General features: G+C 33.7%; 18 protein-coding genes. 16 read left to right on the forward strand and 2 right to left on the reverse strand.

Going from position 1 to position 15,379, the window contains the following annotated elements:
* The first annotated feature begins 495 nt into the window (after window positions 1–495).
* The 8 genes from cyoE (at window position 496) to V7014_RS24720 (ending at window position 7,864) form a co-directional block, all read left to right on the forward strand.
* Window positions 496–1,431 (forward strand): heme o synthase, encoded by a 936-nt coding sequence (cyoE, locus tag V7014_RS24685; RefSeq protein ID WP_335511345.1) that lies wholly within the window; start codon window positions 496–498, stop codon window positions 1,429–1,431.
* Window positions 1,432–1,673: 242 nt separating this feature from the next.
* Window positions 1,674–2,750 (forward strand): cytochrome c oxidase subunit II, encoded by a 1,077-nt coding sequence (gene coxB / locus V7014_RS24690; protein ID WP_335511348.1) that lies wholly within the window; start codon window positions 1,674–1,676, stop codon window positions 2,748–2,750.
* A gap of 35 nt (window positions 2,751–2,785) precedes the next feature.
* Window positions 2,786–4,663 (forward strand): cytochrome c oxidase subunit I, encoded by a 1,878-nt coding sequence (gene ctaD / locus V7014_RS24695; RefSeq protein ID WP_335511350.1) that lies wholly within the window; start codon window positions 2,786–2,788, stop codon window positions 4,661–4,663.
* On the forward strand, window positions 4,663–5,292 hold the full coding sequence (locus V7014_RS24700; protein WP_335511352.1) for a cytochrome (ubi)quinol oxidase subunit III: 630 nt from the start codon (window positions 4,663–4,665) through the stop codon (window positions 5,290–5,292). Before ctaD ends, V7014_RS24700 begins: the two co-directional genes overlap by 1 nt.
* A gap of 3 nt (window positions 5,293–5,295) precedes the next feature.
* On the forward strand, window positions 5,296–5,631 hold the full coding sequence (gene ctaF / locus V7014_RS24705; RefSeq protein ID WP_335511354.1) for a cytochrome c oxidase subunit IVB: 336 nt from the start codon (window positions 5,296–5,298) through the stop codon (window positions 5,629–5,631).
* Between the two features lie 144 nt (window positions 5,632–5,775).
* A complete protein-coding gene (ctaG, locus tag V7014_RS24710; RefSeq protein ID WP_335511355.1) occupies window positions 5,776–6,690 on the forward strand; it encodes a cytochrome c oxidase assembly factor CtaG in 915 nt (304 codons plus the stop codon).
* A gap of 114 nt (window positions 6,691–6,804) precedes the next feature.
* Window positions 6,805–7,266, forward strand: coding sequence for a DUF420 domain-containing protein (locus tag V7014_RS24715; RefSeq protein WP_335511357.1), 462 nt, complete (start codon window positions 6,805–6,807; stop codon window positions 7,264–7,266).
* Window positions 7,267–7,354: 88 nt separating this feature from the next.
* The gene (locus V7014_RS24720) at window positions 7,355–7,864 is read left to right on the forward strand and encodes a hypothetical protein (protein WP_335511359.1); all 510 of its coding nucleotides are present in this window, start codon (window positions 7,355–7,357) and stop codon (window positions 7,862–7,864) included.
* Between the two features lie 119 nt (window positions 7,865–7,983).
* On the opposite strand, the gene V7014_RS24725 is transcribed toward V7014_RS24720, so the two are convergent.
* Window positions 7,984–8,349 carry a YugN family protein gene (locus V7014_RS24725; RefSeq protein WP_335511363.1) on the reverse strand — a complete coding sequence of 122 codons (366 nt, stop codon included), beginning with the start codon at window positions 8,347–8,349 and terminating at the stop codon, window positions 7,984–7,986.
* 370 nt (window positions 8,350–8,719) lie between these two features.
* On the opposite strand from V7014_RS24725, the gene V7014_RS24730 reads away from it, so the two are divergent.
* The 5 genes from V7014_RS24730 (at window position 8,720) to V7014_RS24750 (ending at window position 11,823) form a co-directional block, all read left to right on the forward strand.
* Window positions 8,720–9,745, forward strand: a complete 1,026-nt coding sequence (locus V7014_RS24730; protein ID WP_335511365.1) for a CAP domain-containing protein — start codon at window positions 8,720–8,722, stop codon at window positions 9,743–9,745.
* Between the two features lie 132 nt (window positions 9,746–9,877).
* Window positions 9,878–10,291, forward strand: coding sequence for a spore coat protein YlbD (gene ylbD / locus V7014_RS24735; protein WP_335511368.1), 414 nt, complete (start codon window positions 9,878–9,880; stop codon window positions 10,289–10,291).
* A gap of 18 nt (window positions 10,292–10,309) precedes the next feature.
* Entirely contained in the window at window positions 10,310–10,549 is a 240-nt protein-coding gene (locus V7014_RS24740) for a YlbE-like family protein (RefSeq protein WP_335511369.1), read from the forward strand.
* A gap of 141 nt (window positions 10,550–10,690) precedes the next feature.
* A complete protein-coding gene (locus V7014_RS24745; RefSeq protein ID WP_335511371.1) occupies window positions 10,691–11,131 on the forward strand; it encodes a YlbF family regulator in 441 nt (146 codons plus the stop codon).
* 416 nt (window positions 11,132–11,547) lie between these two features.
* Window positions 11,548–11,823 (forward strand): YlbG family protein, encoded by a 276-nt coding sequence (locus tag V7014_RS24750; RefSeq protein WP_335511373.1) that lies wholly within the window; start codon window positions 11,548–11,550, stop codon window positions 11,821–11,823.
* A gap of 105 nt (window positions 11,824–11,928) precedes the next feature.
* Here V7014_RS24750 and V7014_RS24755 read toward each other — a convergent pair whose 3' ends face one another.
* Window positions 11,929–12,318: a DUF7147 family protein gene (locus tag V7014_RS24755; protein WP_335511375.1), complete on the reverse strand. Its 390-nt coding sequence runs from the start codon at window positions 12,316–12,318 to the stop codon at window positions 11,929–11,931.
* A 157-nt stretch (window positions 12,319–12,475) separates the two neighbouring features.
* Here V7014_RS24755 and V7014_RS24760 point away from each other — a divergent pair, with 157 nt between their 5' ends.
* From V7014_RS24760 to coaD, 3 genes are all read left to right on the forward strand, one after another.
* A complete protein-coding gene (locus V7014_RS24760; protein ID WP_335511377.1) occupies window positions 12,476–13,876 on the forward strand; it encodes a copper amine oxidase N-terminal domain-containing protein in 1,401 nt (466 codons plus the stop codon).
* Window positions 13,877–14,197: 321 nt separating this feature from the next.
* Window positions 14,198–14,764, forward strand: a complete 567-nt coding sequence (rsmD, locus tag V7014_RS24765; protein WP_335511379.1) for a 16S rRNA (guanine(966)-N(2))-methyltransferase RsmD — start codon at window positions 14,198–14,200, stop codon at window positions 14,762–14,764.
* A 17-nt stretch (window positions 14,765–14,781) separates the two neighbouring features.
* Entirely contained in the window at window positions 14,782–15,261 is a 480-nt protein-coding gene (gene coaD / locus V7014_RS24770; protein WP_335511382.1) for a pantetheine-phosphate adenylyltransferase, read from the forward strand.
* Window positions 15,262–15,379: the final 118 nt, after the last annotated feature.

Here is a 15,379-nt window from a genome sequence, read left to right on the forward strand (position 1 = left end):
TTTTGTAGAAATAGTGAAAACAGTTGAAAGGATTTTGCTATTTTGATAGAAATAAAAGGGTAATATTTCAATATTTGTAAAAAAATAATATATTATATTAGAATGAGAGCATAGTATAATGATTTGTTATAAATTTGACACATTCATAACAATGTTATTTATGGATATCATCAATGTTGTCCAATAAACACAATAATAATGTGTATAAGTTGTAAATGGTTAAAAATCATACAGTCACAAATAAGTCAAAAACAATACAAAAAAACTTCACAAAAATGAAAGAAATTATGTTTTAATATACAGAGAATGTTAAAATGTGTTATTATAATCTATTTCTGTAATAATTAGTAAATTATTAATGTCGTATAAGTAATAATTTGGAACTCTTTGAGTGAGCGCCTTTCATTACAAATATAGAAAAGTGTGGAATAATGATAGTATAGATAAAATATAAGCTTTTTTATATTTAGTGATTTTATAATAGGGGGAAGAAATATGTCGAATTCAAAGGTCTTGGCTCAAACTACTCTTGGAGAGAATGAATCAAGCCTTCAAAATGAAAATCCTAAGACGTCAGCATGGGATGCCTTTTTAGCTATTGTTAAGATCGGAATTATAAAGTCGAATTTAATAACAACTTTTACAGGTCTATGGTTGGCGCTTCATTTTTCTGGGATGAGTTTTTTAGATAATTTAGATATAGTCTTTTTAACATTAGTTGGATCCGCTCTTATCATTGGAGGGGCTGGTACTTTAAATAATTATATTGATCGGGACATCGATCATTTAATGGAGCGAACAAAAGCGAGACCAACAGTTACTGGGAAAGTAAACTCTATTCGAGTGTTGATATTAGGTCTTGCTCTAGTAACAGTAGGTACAATCATGTTAGCAATGACCACATTATCGGCAGCGCTTATCGGCTTGTTAGGGGTATTTGCTTATGTTGTTCTGTATACTTTCTCTAAGCGATATTTTGTATCCAATACCATCATTGGTTCTATCAGTGGGGCAGTACCACCTTTAATTGGTTGGGCAGCAGTAGATGCGAATTTAGATATAATTGCTTGGGTACTGTATTTATTGATGTTTATCTGGCAACCACCACATTTCTATGCGTTAGCAATGAGACGCTGTGAAGAATATAGAAAAGCTGGTATACCGATGTTACCAGTTGTAAAAGGATTTAAAAGAACAAAACTTTCCATTAATTTCTGGGTATTGTTATTAATGCCTCTACCATATTTCTTAACTCCACTTGGTACACCACTTGTTATTTTAACTATCATTTTGAACGTTGGTTGGTTAGTATACGGTTTATATGGATTTAGAATGAAAGATGAGATTAAATGGGCCAAAGGTATGTTTATTTATTCTTTGAACTATTTAACGATTTTATTTGTTTCAATGGTTATCGTAACCTTGATATAAGTATTACTTCAAGCAGTGGTGATTAGTTAATAATCACCACTAACATCATAATTATGTAAATTGGTCCCTGAAGGATAGTTTTCTTGTAACTCCACTGGAAGTGCTGATTATAGGGACCTTTTTGCGGTTTTTAACTGGGAATTCTTTCTTGGTTTGTAAGAAATTTAAATAGAAGGAATTTTGAAGAAAAAATGCAAGAGGGATTTAAGAGAAATTTTTTATGAAAGAGGGGTTTCACTAGGATGAAGAAACGGCTACAAAAATGGCGTGTGTTTGGATTATTTACACTTTTAACGCTTTTACTAGCTGGTTGTGGTAAACCATTTTTATCCACTTTACAACCTGCTGGAGAAGTAGCGAAAAAACAATACGATTTAATGACCTTAAGTGTAATTATCATGGTAGCTGTAATCGTAATTGTTACTTTGTTGTTTATTATTGCAATTATACGCTTCAAACGTAAAGACGACAAAATTCCAAAGCAAGTAGAAGGCAGTCACAAGCTTGAAATTATTTGGACGGTTATACCGATTTTATTGTTAATTGTACTTACTATTCCAACTGTTTCTTATACATTCCAGCTTGCTGACGTTGCTCCGATGGAGAAGAAGGACAAAGAGGGTAAAACAAAAGGTGATGTAACAGTAGTTAATGTACGAGCAAATCTATATTGGTGGGAATTTGAATATCCTGATCACGGCGTTGTAACAAGCCAAGATTTAGTTGTTCCTACTGATGAAAGAGTGTACTTTAATGTAACCGCTTCAGATGTGAAACACTCATTTTGGGTACCTGCTGCTGGAGGAAAGATGGATACAAACACAGATAATGTTAACCAATTCTACTTAGAATTCGATAGTGAAAAGGCGAAAGAATCAGAGAATATTTTCTATGGTAAGTGCGCAGAGCTTTGCGGACCTTCCCATGCCTTAATGGACTTTAAAGTGAAGGCCGTTTCAAAAGATGAATTCAAACAATGGATTGCTGACATGAAAGGTGCAGAAGAAAAACCAAAGGTTGAAGGATCAGTTGCCCAACAAGGTGAGGAAATCTTCAACAAAAGCTGTATTGGCTGTCATGCTATAACACCTAATGATAAGAGACCGGCTGAAGCCCGTAAGGCTCCCAACTTAGCAACTTTTGGTGAGCGTGAAAAAGTGGCTGGTATTCTAGAGCATAATGAAGAAAACGTTAAGAAATGGTTAACGGATTCACAAGAAATAAAACCAGGTAACACCATGCCTAGCTACGCTAACATGTCACAAGAAGAACTGGATGCATTAACAGCTTACTTAATGCAGTTGAAGGTTCAAAAGTAACATAGGGAATAATTGACTCATAGGGAGGTAGAATCGTGAGTACTTACGCTCGAAAAAAGGGGATAGGTCCATTTATTTGGGACTACTTAACAACTGTAGACCACAAAAAAATCGCTATTCTGTACTTAGTTGCAGGTGGATTGTTTTTCATTATTGGTGGAATTGAAGCGATGTTTATGCGTATTCAGTTGGCGGTTCCAAATAATGATTTTGTTAGTGCCGGTTTATTTAATGAATTAATGACGATGCACGGTACTACAATGATCTTTTTAGCCGCTATGCCATTAGTTTTTGCTTTTATGAATGCTGCTGTACCGCTTCAAATAGGGGCACGTGATGTTGCGTTTCCATTCTTAAATGCATTAGGATTTTGGTTGTTTTTATTTGGTGGGGTCTTCTTAAACTTATCTTGGTTTATTGGTGAGGTACCAACTGCTGGTTGGACATCATATGCATCATTATCATTGGCAACTGAAGGTCATGGAATTGACTTTTATGCACTAGGGCTTCAAATTTCTGGTGCTGGAACGTTAATTGGGGGTATTAACTTTCTTGTAACTATTATTAATATGCGCGCACCAGGTATGACTTATATGAGAATGCCGTTATTTACTTGGTCAACTTTTGTAGTTTCAGCTCTTATCTTATTCGCGTTTCCTCCATTAACAGTTGGCTTGTTCTTTATGATTTTTGACCGTATGTTTGGTTCAAATTTCTTTGATATAGCAATGGGGGGGAATACAATTATTTGGGAACATTTATTCTGGATTTTTGGTCACCCTGAAGTTTATATTTTAATCTTACCTGCGTTTGGAATGTTCTCAGAAATTTTCGCAACATTCTCAAGAAAAAGATTATTCGGTTATTCTTCGATGGTATTCGCAACAATCTTGATTGGTTTCTTAGGATTCATGGTATGGGCTCACCATATGTTTACTGTTGGTTTAGGACCAATTGCCAATGCAATTTTTTCGGTTGCAACTATGGCAATCGCTGTTCCGACAGGGATTAAGATCTTTAACTGGATCTTAACAATGTGGGGAGGAAGCATCAAGTTCACGGTGCCAATGTTGTATGCAGTTGCCTTTATTCCATCTTTTGTAATGGGTGGAGTAACAGGTATTATGAATGCTGTTGCTCCAGCTGATTATCAATATCATGACACTTATTTCGTAGTAGCTCACTTCCACTATGTAATTGTAGGTGGAGTTGTATTCGGTTTACTGGCCGGTGCACACTTCTATTGGCCAAAAATGTTTGGAACGATGTTAAGCGAAGCCCTTGGAAAAGTGACATTCTGGTTCTTCGTAATAGGTTTCCATTTAACATTCTTTGTTCAGCACTTCTTAGGACTGATGGGGATGCCGCGTCGTGTATTTACATTCTTGCCAGGTCAAGGGTTAGATGCAATGAACTTAATAAGTACAGTCGGAGCAATATTAATGGCAATTGGTACAACTGTTTTATTATACAACATTATTATCACATCAATTAAGAACAAAAAAGTGGGTAATGATCCTTGGGAAGATGGCCGTACTCTTGAGTGGGCTATTGCTTCACCACCACCGCACTATAACTTTAAGCAATTACCGCTAGTTCGTGGGTTGGATGCTTACTGGTTAGAGAAAATGGAAGGGAAAAAAGAAATGACTCCTGCAGAACCGCTTGGAGATATTCATATGCCAAACAATTCATTTATACCTTTCATGATGTCTTTTGGTTTATTCGTTGCCGCATTTGGTGCAATGTATAACTTAGATGAAGATAAGAGCTGGTCATTGCCAGTACTAATTATTGGATTGCTAATTACATTGGGATCAATGTTTGTTCGTTCAGTTAAAGACGATTTAGGTCATCATATTCATAAGGAAGATTTAATGGATGACGATGACGAAAAGGGAGGGATCGCATAATGCATATAGATGAAAAATATACTGAAGCAACCTGGCCTTCTTCACCGGAAAAAGCTAATTTAGAAGGTAAGAATAAATTTATCGGCTTTTGGTTTTTCCTTGGCGGAGAAACGGTTCTCTTTTGTACACTATTTGCGACCTACCTTGCGTTAAAGGATAAAGTTCCAAGTGCAGACCATAAATTGGCAGCGGATATTTTTTCTTTACCACTTACATTTGTAGCGACAATGCTACTTTTAACAAGTTCTTTAACAAGTGTTTATGCAATGTATCATATGAAGAACTATAATTTTAAAGGAATGCAAGCCTGGTTGTTAGTTACAGTACTATTAGGTTTAGCTTTCTTAGGTTTAGAGGTTTATGAGTTCAATCATTACGTACATGAGTATGGATTTACATTTACAAGTAGTGCATTCGGTTCTGCATTTTATACATTAGTAGGATTCCATGGAGCTCACGTTGCATTCGGTTTACTTTGGATTATTACATTGATGGTCAGAAATGCTGGACGTGGTTTAAATCTATATAATGCTCCTAAGTTCTATGTTGCGAGTTTATACTGGCATTTTATTGATGTTGTATGGGTGTTTATTTTTACAGTTGTTTACTTAATGGGAATGGTGGGATAAATGATGGAAAATAATCATGTTGATTCGACTCACCCGGAGGTAGATGTTAACTACCGTCGCAAAAAGAATGCGGAAGACATGAGACACCAAGTTATTTCATTTTCATTAATGATTTTCTTGACGTTATTGTCTTTTGCTGCAGTAGGATTCGATAGCTTTTCTAAATGGTTTATTATTCCAGTTATTGTTTTATTAGCTGTTGTTCAAGTAGTTTTCCAATTGTATTACTTTATGCATATGAGTAATAAAGGGCATAGTTTACCAGCGATGTTTTTATACTCTGGTTTATTAGTTGGAGCTGTAACAATTCTTGCTTTTGTTACAATTGTTTGGATTTAAAGGAAAAGGTTGACTAATAAGTGGCTGCCCTATATTCGTATAGGGCTAGCTCTTTCTGAAGTCAACCTTTTTACTATTTGAAATGAATGATAGGTAGTAGGTTTATAGAATTGGTGATTATTAGCGAATAAGAGGTGTAAATATATGACACTTGATATTTTTGGTTTTCGAGCACTATGGAGTCCATTATTTTTAATAACAATAATTATTGTTGGTATATTGTTCTTTGTCGTTACTACCGTTTATCGTGAAAAGATTTTTAGTGAAAGTGAAAAATTGACAAAAACACAAGCCTTTTTGTTTGTAACTGTGCTTGTGCTCCTATATATTATAAAAGGGTCACCTATAGATTTAATTGGTCATATTATGTTTAGTGTGCATATGACGCAAATGGCTATTTTTTATTTAGTCATTCCTCCATTATTAATTGTGGCAGTACCTAATTGGATTTGGAGAAGTGTAATATCCATTCGATTTATTAAAAGTATTTTTCAATTCGTGACAAAACCATTAATTGCATTAATTGTATTTAATGGAACTTTTTCGTTCTATCATATTCCACTTATTTTTGATGCAGTGAAGTCAGATATGTTTTTACATTCGATGTATACTGTTCTTTTGTTCTTAACAGCTATATTTATGTGGTGGCCAATTATGAATAAATTAGAAGAATACCAAGGCTTTTACGGTATTAAGAGAATCGGATACATATTCGGAAATGGTATTCTACTAACTCCAGCATGTGCGCTTATAATTTTCTCGGAAGCACCTATGTATAGTACGTATTCTAATCCTACTTCATGGTTAACAGCGATGGAATTATGTGTTCCTGCGAGTACGCTGTCTGGATTAAATATTACAGGACCTGAGGTGTTTAACACGATCCCGTTACTTGCGGATCAAAAGACTGGTGGAATAGTCATGAAGATTATTCAAGAGATTGTTTACGGTCTTGTTTTGGCGCGAATTTTCTTTCAGTGGAGCCGCCAAGAGAATATACATGCAGTTGATGAGATTCCAGAAGAGTTACAAACTGGAGGTATGAAGCCTGTACAATAGATGAATATCCCATTTATGGATTATTTTTGTCGTTCTTGTTACAATTATTGAAAATTATAAAAATGTCTATTAAAATATTAAAGAATACATACAGGAGAGGACGTTTTATAGCCTATGTCATTACCAGTTCTACCCACAATTAGTACGGTATTTATTGTGTTAAGTGCAGTAACAGTTGCTATTGGTTGGGTATTAATTAAACAAAGAAAAATTGAAGCTCACCAAAAAGCAATGATGCTTGCAGCTTTATTTGCGATTATCTTCTTTGTCATTTATGCTAGCAGAACAGTTTTTATAGGGAATACGGCTTTTGGTGGCCCTGAGGATATAGAAATTTATTACACTATATTTTTGATTTTCCATATTACATTGGCTACAGTTGGAGCAGTAATGGGAATTGTTACACTTTGGTCTGGATATAAGAAAAATTTACAGAGACATCGAAAAATAGGACCAATTACTAGTGTTATTTGGTTTTTTACCGCTATTACAGGTGTGGCTGTTTATATGTTACTCTATGTTTTTTACCGTGGAGGAGAAACTACTTCAGTGATTAAAGCTATTTTAGGTTTTTAAAAATAGGAATGAAAAAAGGATGTTGCTTAATATAATAAAGCAACATCCTTTTTTGTATGGTCACTTTTGTCTTGAAGGGGGGAAGATGTTGAAAGATTATAAAACAGAAAAAATATTAATCATGGGTTGTTCGTTAGATATGGCAAAATCAATTATTTTATTTAGAAAGGAATTAGCGGTTCGATCACCCATTGAGATTCCAAATAATTGGCCTTCCAATCGCTTTTTAAGTTTTTTACCATTATTAATTGAAGATTTAGAGACAGAAACATCGTCTAATTTTAATATGTGGATACTAGCTGATCTTGTGCAAAAGAAGATGGTGGGAGATATTCTATTATATAAGATGAAGGATAAAAAAGAGACTGCTTTTTTAGAAACATATTTTATATCATTTCAACAGGAGAAAAAATATTACAAAGAAATGATGAAGTTGTTCTTAGATTATGTAATGATTCATTTTGATGGGATATATAAACATGTGAATGTAGAGGTATTATATACGGATAATTTCAAAATAGATATGTTAAAACGTCTAGGGTTCTATTTAAAGAAGAAAGAGCATCCTTATTTATTGTGGAGTTTTGGATTAAATTGATGAACAAGCAGTTGAATGAATCTATTTATTATTAAAATAGATTCATTCAACTATGTTTATAACAAATGTTTTATAATTTGAAGTGAAAACGCATGAACATTTCATGCGTTTAAAAATACTTAATTAGTAATGGCGAACTGACTGATTTCATTACTTACTTTTTCGAGAATTTGTTCACATTGTTTAACTAATGTATGAGGAAAGTTTTCTGCGCTGCCATATTCGATACCGTGTGGGTAATAATGTTTACCTAGAAGTGGAGTTAAGAGTTGCATAATTGCACGGTGTGCCCCTACATCACCTTCAATAGCATATGCTTGTACTCGAAGATAATATACGCCTTCCTTTAATTCAAATTTACGATCATAGTTTGCTCGTTCATAATCCCATTGCTCTGAACGAATCAATCCGTTCTCTTCCATAACTTCATCCAAACGAGTTAAGTCGGCTTTAAAATCTTGAATCCCTGTGTTTTCGAATCTCATGAACAATCCCCCCTAAATAATTCCATCTTTGTAAGTTTGGGAAACAAAATCATCTAAAATATTGAAAAGTATGATATTTTTTCCTATTTTAATAATAGTATGAATCTATATATCTTGCAACGAGTAGGTGGAAATAAATAGGTTTTTCACAAAAGTGACATCATTGTTATACTATATTGAATAGCTTTCAAGTCTGTTATTGAAAATTTACTGTAAATCATGTTAAATATTTATACATAGTGCTAATAAATTTATATATCTGCTCTGTTTTTATATACCTTGTAATTGAGCAAAATGATATAATGTTATTAATTTATTGACAGCATTTCCATAATGGGAGGAGAGAAAATCTCTGAAAAGTTTTCTTAAGGTGTGCTTTCTAGCAGCACTCATTTTTATTATCAGTATTTACTTTTTTCATGAAGAAGAGGAAGAAATATTAAACAAAGAGCAATCAGCTAGTCAAATAAATAATCCCATCGAAAGTAAAAAGGGTCAAGTGCAAAAAAAAGCAACTGAAGGACTTTCATTGTTTATTGGTAAGAGTAGCAATGAGGTTTTAAAGCAATTTGGTGAACCAGTAAGAAAAGACCCGTCTTCTTACGGATATGAATGGTGGATTTATTCTGATCAAGTGGAACAATATATGCAAGTCGGTGTACAAAATGGAAAAGTTGTATCCATTTACGGACTTGGAGAAGAACTAAATGTCGCTCCGTTTGCTATCGGTCAACCGATCGATCAATTGTTTCAAACCGTTAATCTTGAAACAACAATTGATATCGATTGGAGAGGGAATTCATATCGTTTTGAACTTTCAGAAGAAGATTTAGGCATGAGACCACTTGTGAAAATGAGTAATGGATATGCACAAGTATATATTGATAAATTTACTGGTAAAGTTTCAAGTGTTCGCTTTATGGACGTAGACACGCTTATAAAACAGCGGCCGTATGAACTTGTGTATCGAGGCGAACTTCCTACAGAAGAAGTAATTTCTGAAGAAGAATGGAAGCTAATCCAAGACGGTGATGATCAGCAAATATTTGATATTACGAACATAGTTCGAGAAAGGTTTAATCTTAACCCGCTAGAGTGGGATGAACCTACCTCAGAAGTAGCATTCAAGCATAGCATGGATATGTTTACAGATAATTATTTCTCGCATGAATCTCCGAAATATGGAGATTTGGGTAATAGATTAGAGAAAGACCATGTTAAATTTGAATTAGCAGGAGAGAATATAGCAGCACAGTATGTAGATGGTGTTGCGGCTTTTGAGGGATGGCTAAATAGTAAAAGTCATCGTGAGGCCCTTCTAAATGAAGAGTTCACTCATTTAGGTGTAGGTGTATATCAAAAATATTACACTCAAAATTTCATAAAAAAACCTTAATAATTAACATATTACTCATATTTTATTTCTTGGGCAATATGTTTTTTTTTCACCATTTTATTCAATTCTTCATATGTTGAATTAGGCGAAATTCGGAATGGAATTGAAAGTAGGAATAAGAGGTGAAGGGATTTGTCAAATAAAACTCAACAGTCTATGGAAGAATTTAAAGTATTCATTAGAAATCATCCTTCATTAGTTAAAGAAGTAAGAAGAGGCATATACACATGGCAAGAGATTTATGAAGATTGGTATTTACTTGGTGAGCAAAATACTGTTTGGGATGGTTATCGAGAAACGGCAATTGCAGTTGAACAAGTGTCAACCGTTAAACAAGAAGAAGAACAGAAAGATATGATTGCGAATGTTTTTGAATCTTTGAAGAATATTGATGTCCAGTCTATGCAAAAACATGTATCAAACTTGAGCCAAGCCTTAGGTGCGATTTCTGGAGTTATTTCACAGTTCCAAAATACTGCTCCCACTGAAGAAAAAGAAAGTAAAGTAGAAAAACAACCGAATCCTTTTGATTCACGAAAAGATTAAAACAAAGGTGGGAGATCAATGAGGCAGGATCTATATCAATGGATAAAAGAGGATGCAGATCAACTTAAATATTTACGTTTGCAACCTTTATGGTATCGAAAATTAACGAGAAACCCTCAGGAAATTGAGAAGTTTGGAACGGAAACTGTGTTTCATTTTGAAAAGTCGATTCCGCATCGGGTAAATAAATTAACGAATGGCGTTCAGGTAGCTTCCGTGATGCTTGGTATGCTCCAATCTATGAATTTTAAAGGATAGTTCAATTTGATTTAATATGAACCAGTTGTGATAAACATCAACTTTATTTTTTATTTTTCTTTCTCCCAACAAAAAAGAATGTGTGAACATTTTCTTTCACTCATATTACATGGTAATATATTGTTAGGAGGTGGGGTTTTAATGATTGCTACTTTGGAAAGAGTAGAAATTTTACAGTGTGCAGATGAATTAGCACAAATGGTCATTGAGTCCGAAGTTGGGGAAAATTATCTTATCTCTTTATATAAATTACAAAATGATGCTGATGCCCAAGCGAAAATTAAGGCGTTTACGGAGATGAAGGAACGCTATGAAGAAGTACAGCGGTTTGGAAGGTATCATCCAGATTATAAATATGTAAATTTAGAAACGAGAACTAGAAAAAGAGAGCTAGACCTACATCCGACAGTTGCACAATTTAAAGTTGCTGAGAATAAGTTTCAAGAAGCTCTGGATCAAATAAGTCAAATCATCGCTAGCTCAGTATCACCACATATTAAGACGCCTGCAGGCAATCCTTTCTTTGAAGGGGGATGTAGTAGTGGGGGCTGTGGATCGGGTGGAAGTTGCGGCTGTTCATAATAAATAGTTCAGTTTTAGTTTTTATTCGTCCAAGAGGGTGTCCCATAAGGTAATGGTGCTTTAGATTTTTACATTTACGAAAAAGGCATTCTTCTCTTCTTTATAGAGGTACATCAAATTCCATCTTTTTTAAAAGCGCTAAAGATAGGCATTTTTAACATATTCAAAACCTATAACGAAGAGCTAAAAAGCGTCTCAAAAGTGATTTACAACCACTTTTGAGACGCTTCTTCTTATGAAAGGGACTAGTTATCGATTCGAAAATTAGGATCATATCTAATACTCTAAATGATTACAACGTTGTATAGTTAGAAAGAATGTTTCTAATATTAAGCTTAATGAGCAGGATTATCGGTTGATAATAAAGACAAGTGTATGCTACACTACTTGTAAATATTTATTAGGAGTTTTTTGTAATGCTGGGTGCTAGACAAGGAATCATTGCTTATTTGCATACTTTAAAGCAAGTAAAGATGCTGAGACGGTTCGGGAATATTCATTATGTTTCGAAAAAAATGAAATATGTTGTCTTGTATACCAATATGGACGACGTGGATGCAACTGTTGAGAAACTAAATTCGTATTCATTTATTAAAAAAGTAGAAGTATCATATAAACCTTTTTTGAAAACAAACTATGAAAATTCAAAGCCGGATAAAGCAAAAGAATATGATTATAAGATGGGAATTTAAAAAAGATGAGTAGTATGTACTACTCATCTTTTTTATTTTTATCAAATTTTACTTAAAAAGAATGTTTAAGAGTTCGACTAGTGTAGCCGATATAAGTAATAACTACTACGAAAGTGGTGGAAGATAACGGTTCATTCGTAATATGCCAATTAAATGCTGATAGAATAAATCAGTTTCTGGGAATAAAGTAGACGGTTTTATATCAATTTTTATAATATTTTTGTCAATCGTCGAAGCGAGTTCTTGGAACATATCATATCTTTTATTTGGAATTATTTCAGGATTTGGAATACCTTCTCGACATATATAAATAGGTTGGAAGTTTCCAGGGTCCGTTGGTTTTAATATAATAGCTAGCGAAACTACTTCTTTTTCATTTTTCTTTGTATGTAATGCTAATAAGAAGGCTACTCTTTCTTTGTTTGCTTTTCCTATTTCGATTAGTTCATAAAGATCAGAATATCCTTCACCAAGCTCAATAAAGCGTTGTATCAAAATACTTGCTCCTTTCTAACGTTCAAAAGATAAGTATAACTTTACCACGTAATGAAGAAAAAATGAAGAATTCTCTAAGTTGTAAGAATTTAGTTTGTTATTATATTGATATATTTGGTAAGTTGATAATAGGAATAATGTCTAAGGGGAAAATGCCATGGTACGAACATTTGTTACGAGTATATTTATATTATTGGCGACTGGTGGAGTGCTGTTGTGGCAATGGAATGTGTATTCAAAGGATGAAGAAATAATTGAAAAGAATCGGCAATCCGTAGTGGATCAACATATTCAAATTCAACAAAATGAAGAAACTTTACAAGTGAGTCAATCGATGTCTAATTTGAAAAAGGGAAAATATAAATTAGAAAACCCTTCAAAGGTAGAAATTAAAGTTGATGGAAAGAAACTATCGAATAATACTGTTTCAATTAAAGAAGATGAAAAAAATGTAACATTTAATTATAGTATTCCTTTTAATTCAAAACAGAGAAGTATGATGTTAGAAGATTGGGCCTTACAATTGGAAAATGTTCAAACTAACAAAACAAAAGTAGAAATGACGGTTGAGAGCAACCGTACAGGCAGTTGGGCAGCTGTGGCAGATCAAATAGGAAAGGCTAATAAAAAATACGTAGATTATTATGTGTTTGAAGGGGAAGGTCCAGTTTATTCGTTGTACTATCAGCAGGGTGAATTACATCATGAAAAAATGGAAGATGATGGTCCTAATATCTATTATGAAGATAGTTTTAAACCCGCGGTTAAGCAGGTAGCGTCGAAGCTTGGAGAATTTCCTGATCTACAGGATAGTGTAGTTATTTTAACTTCTAAACATCAAGAAGGAATAAATCAAGATCTATTAATGATAAACGATGTTAATAATGCTGAAAAGCTAAATAATCAAATTTCTCAATTATATGTGAACTCCACTTTTCCATTTAAAAATGAGCAAGAAAAATGGCAACAGAATATATTAGGTAATCTGTATACAAATAAATCGAATGGAAGTCCAAAAACTAAGGCGATGGTTGAGATCCTAAAAAAGGAACTGTATGAACCTGAAATCCAATCTTTCATTAAAATTGCTCTCGCTGAAGAGGAGCCATTAACTTCAGCAAGGCTAGATGGAATCTTATCCAATATAAAAGAAAAGAATACTTCGTTTTTCCAATTAAATAGTAATGAAAAGAATAGTGTTATTCCTCTTTACTATGAAGATGTGAGAGAAGTAGTAGTGAATGATAAAGCTTTACAAGGAAAATATTATTACCAAAATGATAAGCTATTGCTTCCTTTACTCCCGATTATGAAAGAAGCAGGTTATACCTATGATTTTATTAGTCAGGATCATATTCTATTGACCAAAGATGGTGAGTCAATCAGATTGTACCCTAATAAAAATGTGTTTATATTAAATGGCATTGATTATTCATTAGCAACAGCGCCATTAACAATTATAAACGATGAGTATTATTTGCATGCTGATTGGTTAAAGGATATTTTTGGAATGACAGTTATAGAAGATGAAGAGAAAATATCGATTTCTACACAATAATCTATTAGGCAAAGGTATTGGTGTATCATATTTGAAAAAAAAAGCCCTGCAGAATTCTGCAGGGTCCTTCTATTTCCATCAAAGGATAGAAGGGAAAGGGAGAGGAGAAACCGGAGGAAGAACTTATGGGGAAACGTAAGTCTTCTCCGCGGTTGGCAACAACAACCTCGATAAAGGTGTTGTTACTAAATAGTATGACCAAAAAGCAAGGGGATATTCATGACTGTAAATTTTTATCTTATTAAAATGATTGGCGATGTAAAATGAATGTGTTAGGATAATATAGAAATTAATACCGAAATTGAATTGTGGTGATAGTATATGAGGGTTGTATCGGGTGAATGCAAAGGGAGACCTTTAAAAGCAGTTCCAGGTGTCTCAACTCGACCAACAACTGATAAGGTAAAGGAATCGATCTTTAATATGATTGGTCCATACTATGATGGTGGGCTTGCATTAGATCTCTTTGCTGGAAGCGGTGGACTTGGCATAGAGGCCTTAAGTAGAGGTATGGAACGAGCAATTTTTGTAGATCGCGAATATAAAGCGGTTTCAACTGTGCGAGCTAATTTGGAGGCTTGTGGGCTTACTGATCAAGCAGAAGTCTATAAAAATGATAGTGAAAGAGCGATGAAAGCATTAATAAAACGTGAGTTGGTATTTGATCTAATTCTATTAGATCCACCTTACAAGAAACAAAAGTTAGAAAGTTTGTTAGCTGTTATTACGGAAAATAAACTGTTACATGAAAATGGTGTTATTGTTTGTGAACATAGCAATGACGTTGAATTACCTGATCATCTTGGTTCTCTTACACGATGGAAACATGAAATATATGGGATGATAACAATTTCTATTTTTACTTATAACAAGTCAGTAAATGAGTAGCTGTAGGAGGAAAACAGATGTCAAAAATAGCAATATGTCCAGGGAGTTTTGATCCAATTACAAATGGGCATGTCGATATTATACAACGTGGAGCGAAAGTATTTGAAGAATTATACATAGTAGTATTGAATAATTCTTCAAAAAATCCATTGTTTACGGTTGAAGAGCGCGTAAATTTAATTAAGAATGTAACAAGTCACATTCCGAATGTTATAGTAGATTCTTATCAAGGACTACTTGTTGATTATGCTAAAAGTATTAATGCTAATGCGATTATTAGAGGATTACGTGCCGTATCTGATTTTGAATACGAGATGCAAGGAACTTCAATGAACCGCGTTTTAGACGAAAATCTTGAAACATTTTTTATGATGACAAATAGTCAATATTCTTTTTTAAGTTCTAGTATTGTTAAAGAGGTAGCGAAGTATAAAGGTGATATTTCATCATTAGTTCCACCTCTTGTAGAGGAAGCGTTAATACGTAAAAACTCATAATAAAAAAGCTGAGCACTTTGATAGACTACATCAGGTGTTCAGCTTTTTTAATTATTTAGGAGTTTATAAAATACTACGTTGTTGATCTCATTGAAATAGAGTGAATCTACGTCCAGCT

The sequence above is a fragment of the Bacillus sp. JJ722 genome, from assembly GCF_036963345.1.
Taxonomy (GTDB): Bacteria; Bacillota; Bacilli; order Bacillales; family DSM-1321; genus Bacillus_AD.

Bases quoted from the DNA above. Each gene is read 5' to 3' on its own strand.
- cyoE (WP_335511345.1), top strand. From the start codon at position 496: ATGTCGAATTCAAAGGTCTTGGCTCAAACTACTCTTGGAGAGAATGAA.
- coxB (WP_335511348.1), top strand. From the start codon at position 1,674: ATGAAGAAACGGCTACAAAAATGGCGTGTGTTTGGATTATTTACACTT.
- V7014_RS24700 (WP_335511352.1), top strand. From the start codon at position 4,663: ATGCATATAGATGAAAAATATACTGAAGCAACCTGGCCTTCTTCACCG.
- ctaF (WP_335511354.1), top strand. From the start codon at position 5,296: ATGGAAAATAATCATGTTGATTCGACTCACCCGGAGGTAGATGTTAAC.
- ctaG (WP_335511355.1), top strand. From the start codon at position 5,776: ATGACACTTGATATTTTTGGTTTTCGAGCACTATGGAGTCCATTATTT.
- V7014_RS24715 (WP_335511357.1), top strand. From the start codon at position 6,805: ATGTCATTACCAGTTCTACCCACAATTAGTACGGTATTTATTGTGTTA.
- V7014_RS24725 (WP_335511363.1), bottom strand. From the start codon at position 8,349: ATGAGATTCGAAAACACAGGGATTCAAGATTTTAAAGCCGACTTAACT.
- V7014_RS24740 (WP_335511369.1), top strand. From the start codon at position 10,310: ATGAGGCAGGATCTATATCAATGGATAAAAGAGGATGCAGATCAACTT.
- V7014_RS24745 (WP_335511371.1), top strand. From the start codon at position 10,691: ATGATTGCTACTTTGGAAAGAGTAGAAATTTTACAGTGTGCAGATGAA.
- V7014_RS24750 (WP_335511373.1), top strand. From the start codon at position 11,548: ATGCTGGGTGCTAGACAAGGAATCATTGCTTATTTGCATACTTTAAAG.
- V7014_RS24760 (WP_335511377.1), top strand. From the start codon at position 12,476: ATGGTACGAACATTTGTTACGAGTATATTTATATTATTGGCGACTGGT.
- rsmD (WP_335511379.1), top strand. From the start codon at position 14,198: ATGAGGGTTGTATCGGGTGAATGCAAAGGGAGACCTTTAAAAGCAGTT.
- coaD (WP_335511382.1), top strand. From the start codon at position 14,782: ATGTCAAAAATAGCAATATGTCCAGGGAGTTTTGATCCAATTACAAAT.